This window comes from Dokdonella sp. (genome assembly GCF_039926425.1).
GTDB lineage: Bacteria > Pseudomonadota > Gammaproteobacteria > Xanthomonadales > Rhodanobacteraceae > Dokdonella_A.
In genome coordinates this window covers 1-7,688 of sequence record NZ_JBDSWZ010000305.1, presented here as the reverse complement: position 1 = coordinate 7,688, position 7,688 = coordinate 1, and the positions used below count along the sequence as shown (strand labels likewise).

Annotated in this window: 4 protein-coding genes; 3 read left to right on the top strand and 1 reads right to left on the bottom strand. The window is 63.9% G+C overall.

Annotation, left to right across the window (positions count from 1 at the left end; all coding sequences use genetic code 11):
* Positions 1-1,399: tetratricopeptide repeat protein (locus tag ABIV12_RS17000; protein WP_348061544.1), on the bottom strand; the 1,399-nt coding region annotated here is incomplete at its 3' end.
* Between the two features lie 138 nt (positions 1,400-1,537).
* Between ABIV12_RS17000 and ABIV12_RS16995 the strand changes: the two genes are divergently transcribed.
* The 3 genes from ABIV12_RS16995 to ABIV12_RS16985 form a co-directional block, all read left to right on the top strand.
* On the top strand, positions 1,538-3,598 hold the full coding sequence (locus tag ABIV12_RS16995) for a hypothetical protein (protein ID WP_348061542.1): 2,061 nt from the start codon (positions 1,538-1,540) through the stop codon (positions 3,596-3,598).
* Positions 3,599-3,835: 237 nt separating this feature from the next.
* Positions 3,836-5,674, top strand: a complete 1,839-nt coding sequence (locus ABIV12_RS16990) for a hypothetical protein (protein ID WP_348061540.1) — start codon at positions 3,836-3,838, stop codon at positions 5,672-5,674.
* Between the two features lie 238 nt (positions 5,675-5,912).
* A partial coding sequence (locus tag ABIV12_RS16985) for a hypothetical protein (protein WP_348061538.1) occupies positions 5,913-7,688 on the top strand: 1,776 nt, incomplete at its 3' end.

Here is a 7,688-nt window from a genome sequence, read left to right as displayed (position 1 = left end):
CGTGCAGCGACCGGGGAAGCACGACCGCGTCGGCGATCACGTAGTCCATCCACGCGGCACCCAGCGTGCCGGGATACGCCAGCCAGTTGATCTGGATCGGAGCCGGCCGCAGCGCCAGCGCTTCGGGCATTGCACCACTGCAGTAGCCATCGAGATCGAGCAGCAGTTCCACGTCGGCTGCGTGAATCGTTGCCGCCAGCACGGGTGCGGTCGCGGACGACGCGTCGTGCAATGTGTGTACCGCAGCGCGCAGCCGATGCAACAAGACGCTGCTGTCGTCCGGCGCTGTGGAAAACAGGTGAATCTCGATCGCATCGGATCGGAGCGCCTCGATCATCGCGACGATCAGCAGGCTGGTCGGATGGTTGCCGAATCCATTCGCCACCATTCCGATTCGCAGAGGGTCGGTCGACCGTCGCTGTCGATGCACGAACGGAAAGCGCGTTCTCTGCGTCGCGGTGCGTGCGTCGATTCCATCGGCACAGGTTCGCGCGCAACGCAACTGTTCGTCCGCGCTGGCTGGCTCCGCGAGGAATGCGAAGGGTGCGATGCCGGGCGCCCCTGCGGCGACACGTGCACGCAGGTCCGCCGACAGTGCATCGAGTCCGCGCCAGTCGCTCAGCTGTCGGCGCAGGAAGACCAGCTGTCCAAGGGCGTGATGAAGCGACGGTGTGAGCGACAGCGCGCGGGCATGCGCGTCGGCCGCAGGTGCAAGGCGCCCTTGTTCCTCCGCCATCAAGCCGGCCTGATACGCAAAACGCGCATCCGACGGCGCGGACTGAGCGCCTGCGAGATATGCGCGCTCCGCGTCCGCATGCCGCCGCTGGGTGGCGAGGACGTGCCCGAGCAGCAGCAGTCCCTCTGGATGTGCGGGCGCCAGCGTCAGCGCGTGCCGCGTGTCGTGATCCGCTTTTGCGACGTGCCCGAGTGCGAGTTCGACAGCGGCAAGATTCATCCACGCAGCGGCATGCGCCGGCGCCTCCGCGGTTGCGCGCGCGTAAGCGTCTCGCGACCCTGCAAGATCGCCAGCAGCACGCTTCGCGGTGCCGAGCCCGTTGAGAACGGCGGGATGGCGGGGTTCGCGCGCGAGCATTGCATCGAGCACGCTGATCGCCCCGATCGTGTCCCCCTCGGCGAGCAGGACGCTTGCGAGATTGCATGCGACTTCCACAGACTGCGGTGCGATGGCGCGCGCGTCGTCCAGCGCGCGTCGCGCGTTGGCGATCTGACCGAGCTGGAACAGCGCAATGCCGTGCAGCCGCGCCGGCTCGACTTCATGCGGCCATTGGCTGCGCGCGGCGATCGCGGCGACGACGGCGGATTGCGGTTGTCCGGCATCGATGGACCCGGCAATCCGGTCGAGTGCGGCATCGAGGTCAGCGGAAAGTGGGCTGTTCATCCGCGCACGCTAACGCGGTTGACGTTGTCGGCGCCAGATGGACCGTGCGAGCCGTTCGCCGCGCAGGCATGGTGTGCTAGCCTCTTCAGCATGATCGTGCGGCTTCGCCGCACTCGCCAAGCCAGACGGGAATTGCTCTTGCGGACGCTGTTCGTCACCGGCGTATTCGCCATGTGGATTGCAGCGGCCGCGCCTGTTGCCGGCGCTGACGAAGCGCGCGCCTTGCAGGACGCGCTGATGCCTTCGCGAAGCCCGTCGACCGTGACGACCGAACGCGCATGGCTCGCGTGGGGTGGCGAGGTGTCGTTCGGTTTCAACCCGGATGCGCTCGTGGCACTCGGTGTGCAGATCAATGCGAGCCCGGGTGCCGTGGCCCGCTCGCCCGGCGAACCCGGTCGACGCTACGACACGACCACGTTTCCGTTGCTCGATGGCGGTGCCCTGGAGATCCTCCACCGCGGCGGCGGCGTCACCGGAATCGGTGGCGGCGAACTGCGCTCGGGTGCGGGACTGGTGCTGCGCCACGCCAACGGCACCATCGATCTGCGCGGCTTCGCGTTGCGCGCGAATCCGTCCGCGCGCGTAGGGATCGTCGTGGTCGATGCGCATGGAACGGTGTGGTTCACCGCCGATCACGCGCACTACGGATTCGATCCGCCCACGGCGGACATCTTCTCGATGACCGACATGAACCTGCGGCTCTCCGCAGCGTTCGCGCAGGCACTCGGAAAGCCGGAACTCGCCGGTCTTCCAATCGGCGGACTCGGCTTTCGCGCGCATGCGCAACCCGACCGCGGAAACGGGGCCGAATCACCGGCAGTTTGCAGTGCGCCGTTTTCCGGCAGCGGTCTGGTCACCGACATCCAGATGATCTACGACGATGCCGCGCATGGCTGGACCGGGTTCAACGATTCGGTCTACGCGCGCCGTTGCGGATTGCCGCCATTGGGAACCGGCGGTGCGTGCACGGCGACGAGCACCACTGGCGAGGTGGTCATCGATCCCGATTCGAGCCTTCGCAATGTGGGCACCACGGCCGTCGCGTGGTACGACAAGTTCAACAATGCCGCCGCCGGCGTTCCCCAGCCGCCGTACAACAACGACCAGCACCCTTATCTCATCTGGAATCTCTATCGCGTCGATGCGAGCGGACGCATCCGGCAGATCGGCGCATCGGCGGTGAAGCACGCGTTCATGACAGTGAACTGGTCGCGTACCAGCGCCGACTGCGGGTGCGACTCGGGGCACATCATCTATCCAACGTGCGAGGACACCTATTCGCTCGGCAACAACGACAACCAGGCCGACGGCTCGTCGACGCAGAACAATCTGGCACCGCGTTCGGAAGTGATTCCATACAGCGGCGTCTGGGGCCGCTGCGGTTCGATGTGGGATCCCGACTGCAACGGCCATGGCCCCGACACCCCTGCACCGGAGAATCTCTACATGCATCGCATGCGGGTGAGCGAGAGTGACCTGATGGCTCCACTTGCCACCGGCGCGCGCTATTTTTTCGAGTACTGGTACGTGGTGCGCGATGACGTGAACATCTACAACACGATGGCCTACCGCGAGATCCGCCCGCAGAAAAATGGCGCATCGTGGTCCATTGCGCTGGTCGGCGACACTGCGGCGGACCACGATTTCTTCCCGGGTCCGGTGGTGAATCGATGGGCTGCACCGGGAACGACAGCAACGTCGGCCAACACGGAACTGGTCACACCGCGTGGACGCGTCCGCGTCGCCGTTCGCGCGACGGCCTTGCCTGCCGGCCAGTGGCGCTACGAGTATGCGGTGATGAACTTCGACTACGCCCACGTGCGTGTCGATCCGGCGCACCCCGCGGAACCGAACCTGAAGCTCGTCTCCAATCACGGTTTCGTCCGCTTCACGGTGCCGTTACCGGCTGGAGCCACAGCGAGCGCGCTTCGCTTCGACGACATCGACAACGACGCGGGCAACGACTGGACGGCGGGTGCGTCGGCCGGCGCAGTGACATGGAGCAGTGCAGGGTCGGCCAATCCGCTCGACTGGGGTACTCTCTACCACTTCGAGTTCACGTCTGGCGCGGCTCCAGCCGCCGCAACTCTCGGGCTTGTCGCTGCGGCGACGGTCACCGAAGGCGAACTCCCGTACACCATCAGCCTGCTCGGGCCGGGCACGATGCCCGACCGGGTATTTTCAAACGGTTTCGAGTGATACCTTTCCGTAGTCCCGGCGCGTTCCGCCAGCCCGGATCATCCAGTGAAGCGGGGCATTCGTTCATGATGTCAGCGCTCGCGCCCGCCGACCTTCCCGACGATACGATGTTCGACCATGGCTTCAAATGACCGATTGAATCGCACCGCGCGGCGACTGATTCGCGTGGCACTCGCATGCGCGCTGGCCGTGTGCGCAGCTCACGCGTTCGCGCGGGGCGCCGCCGCGGAATCGTGGATGACGCTGTCCCAGCAGCTGGGCGGTGGCGGTGTGGATTTCACGCCGCACGGGACGCAGCCTGGACTCTTCAGCGAACTGATTTATTCCGACAACTGCGCCGGCTGCCATCGCGGGACTTCCGGAACGCAGTCCACGTTTCGGCCGTACTCGACGTGGTCGGGCTCGATGATGGCGAATGCAACGCGTGATCCGCTGTTCTGGGCCGCGCTCGACATCGCCAACAAGGATGTTCCCGGTGTGGGCGACTATTGCCTTCGCTGCCACACCCCGCGCGGATGGCTTGGCGGACGGGTTGTGAAGGCCACGTTCGGCGATCCGGACAACGATGTGACTCTTGGCGCAGCGGGTTGTCTGCTGTCGGGCGGCTATGACAAAGCGGACAACACCGACAACGACTACAGCGGAGAGTCGTGCCACTTTTGTCATCGCATGATGCCGCAGGGTCCGCAAGGCCAACCGGGCTATCTCGAGAACGGCAATGCGTGGATCGACGATGCCAACTGCTCGGCGGACCAACTCGAACCGTGCAGGCGGGGGCCCTACACCTACAACGTGGACGGCCAGACTCCGCCGCATCCGTGGGTGCAGTCCGACTACCATTCGCAGAGTGCGAACTGCGCCGTCTGCCACAATGTCTCGACGCCCGACACCGATGCGGGTCCGCTGAAAACGCTCAAGCTCAACGACGGCACCGACACGACGCGACCGTTCCCGATCGAGCGCACCTTCAACGAATGGCAGCAGAGCCAGTTTGCGCAGACGCCGCAGCAGACCTGCCAGAACTGCCACATGCCCGAGAGTGAGGATCCGGACGCATCCGCGTGCTCCTTCTCCGGGTTTCCCAGTCGCACAGGCAATCTCCCGGCGCACGAGTTCGTTGGCGGCAACACCTGGGTGCCCGGAATCATCAAGGGCGAGTATGGGCAGGGGATCGAAGACAATGGCGGCACGGATCGTTCGTCTTCCTATGACCAGACCGTGGCTTGGGCGCGCGAAATGCTCGGTAGCGCGGCATCGGTAACGACGACGATCCAGTCCTACTCACCGCCGAGCGCTGTCGCGGGTACGATGAACGTCGCGGTCAAGGTGACCAACGACAGCGGCCACAAGTTGCCGACCGGCTACGCGGAAGGACGCCGCATGTGGCTGAACCTGCAGGTACACGATGCCAATGGCGGGCTGGTGTTCGAGAGCGGTGCGTACAACACGGCAACCGGGGTTCTGACGATCGATTCGCAGGCGCGTGTGTACGAAATCCAGCAGGGCATCTTCAATCATCTCGGCACGAACGAGTGCGACGTGGAAAACAGCGCGGGCAAGTCGATGTTCCATTTCGTCCTCAACGACTGCATTGCCAAGGACAACCGCATTCCGCCACTGGGCTTCAAGCCCGCAACCGGAGACGATCCGAACGGCTACGAAACTCGACCGGTCGGTTTCACCTATCCGGAAACAACACCGGGTTCCGGCGTGCTCGTCAATTTCGATGCGACAACCTATACCTTGCCCGTACCGTCAGGGACGGTCGGGCCACTGACTGCCACTGCTCGTCTCTATTACCAGACGTCGAGCAAGGACTACATGGAGTTCCTCCGCGACGAGGCGATCGCCAACGCGACGCCGGCCGAGAACACGATGTGCATGGGCAGCACAAACCGTCCGTTCACCGCGGGTCCGCAGGACAAGTCACGTGGACAGTATGCGTACGATCTGTGGAACGATTCGCCCCTTCCGGACCGCGTGTTTGCAGACGGATTCGATGATGCTGCAGCGCCGCAATACGGCAAGTCCCCACCGGAGATCATGCAGACCGCGTCGGCCACCACGACACGCTGAGAAATAGTGGAAAGCGTGCCTTGCGGTGGTCAACGAGGCACATTCAGTGATAGCGTTCGGGGGTTGCCCGCGGTCAGGCGGGCTCGTTCAGCGAGAATCGGCGGGAGCCATTCCGCAATGGAGTGCATCGACGGACCGCAGCGCGGATCCGTCGCGCGAATCGCTGCTTGCACTCGAACATCCGGTTGGCGTTCGTGCGAACGCCATCGATCCATCGGTCAACCAATCGGGGTATCCAATGAAGCGACTGGCATTGTGTGCGTTCATTGCAGCGGCGTGTGGTTCCACCGCTTACGCAGGAACGATCGAGAAGACCTTCAAGGCCAACACTGCAACCGGGCAGCAGACCTGGTCTGCGTGGGGTGGCTCGATGGGCATGCGCTGGAATCACGACTTGCTGCAGAACCTCGGCGTCAAGCTCGATAGCGCAACCGCCAAGGTTGCCATCACGGACTATCGCCAACACGAGTGGTTTCAGGTTCGTCAGACCGACGGGCTGCAGTTCAGCGTGAAGAACGGCTCCCTGCAACAATTCAACGGCGGCTCGCTGCAGATGCGCGGTGGGTATGTTCTGCATTTGAACGATGGCAGCACGATCGACCTTCGTGATTTCAGCTTGCGCGTGCGCGCGAGCGATCCGAAGATCCTTGATCTCGTCAGCAGCGACGGCAAGGTCTGGTTCTTCAGTGACCGCGTGATGTTCGAACTCGCCGACGGCAACCGGACGCTGGCGATTCGCGCAGCCGACCTGCGGGTGACGGCTGCGCTTGCCGCACGATTGGGCGCGCCCGAATCGGAAGGCTGGGAACTGGCAGACATGGCGATGAATACCGAAGTGAACATCGTCGGGGCCGATCCCGAGCCGGATCGCGTGTGCTCGCCAACACCGTGGCCCGGCGTCGCCGTTCCCAACCATGCCGGATCGGTTTACCAGGCAGACCTTTTCATGCAGAGCTTTTCGGTCAGCCCGACCGGATGTCTCACCTGCACCGGTCCGGACGGATCGGGCACCGCGTCGTTCGCGCCCTCGTCCACTCTTGTCAACAACAAGAACGACGGCACTGCAGTCGCGACGATTGCCGGCGATCCGCTCGGTACCAGCGCAGCGCTGTACACCGCGAACGTCGCCTGGTACTCGAAGTTCAGTGGTAACAACGCACCGTACAACAACGACCAGCATCCGTATCTGATCTGGAATCTCTATCGGATCAATGCGAATACGGGCGTAATCGAGCAGGTTGGCAGGTCGGGCGTGAAGCACGCGTTCCTGACGATCAACCAGGGTTGCATGGACAGCTGCTTCGACAGCCACGCGCTTGGTCTCGGTTGCGGTGACACCTACGGAGTCGGCAACAACGACAGCCCGGGTGACATGGGGCCGCGCTCGGAAATCATTCCGGCGACGGGCCAATGGGGACGCTGCGGCTCGATCTTTGATCCAAACTGCGATGGCAGTCAGGACAGCAGCGGCAATACGGCGTGGACGCAGCGCCTGAAGACGCCCGAAGGCAAGCTCAAGCACGCGTCGGGTGACGGAGTCACGTTTCTGTTCGAGTCGTGGTACGCCGCGCGCGGAGACATCAACATCTACAACTCGATGGCGACGGAAACCGTCAATCCGCAGTTCTCCGGCTCGCAGTGGTCGCTGACCGGCGGATCGAATTATCGCCTTGGTGCGGCCGTTGATCGATGGGTTGACCCGTCAGCACCGCCGGCCAATTCGATGAACACCGAACTCGCGGTCGCCGAGGGGCACGCAAAGGTCGCAGTGAAGGTGACGGATCTTGGCGGCGGAAAGTGGCGCTACAACTATGCGGTGCAGAACCTCGATTTCTCGCGCGCGACGACGTCGGGTGCGGAACCGAACCTGCGCGTGCTGAGCAACAAGGGCTTCGACAGCCTCAGCATTCCGCTTCCGGCAGGTCGGGAGGCAACCGGGCGTAGCGCGTACATCGGTGACGCAAATCCCAACATGAACTGGCGCTCGCAGGTGACGGCCGGGGCCGTGAACTTC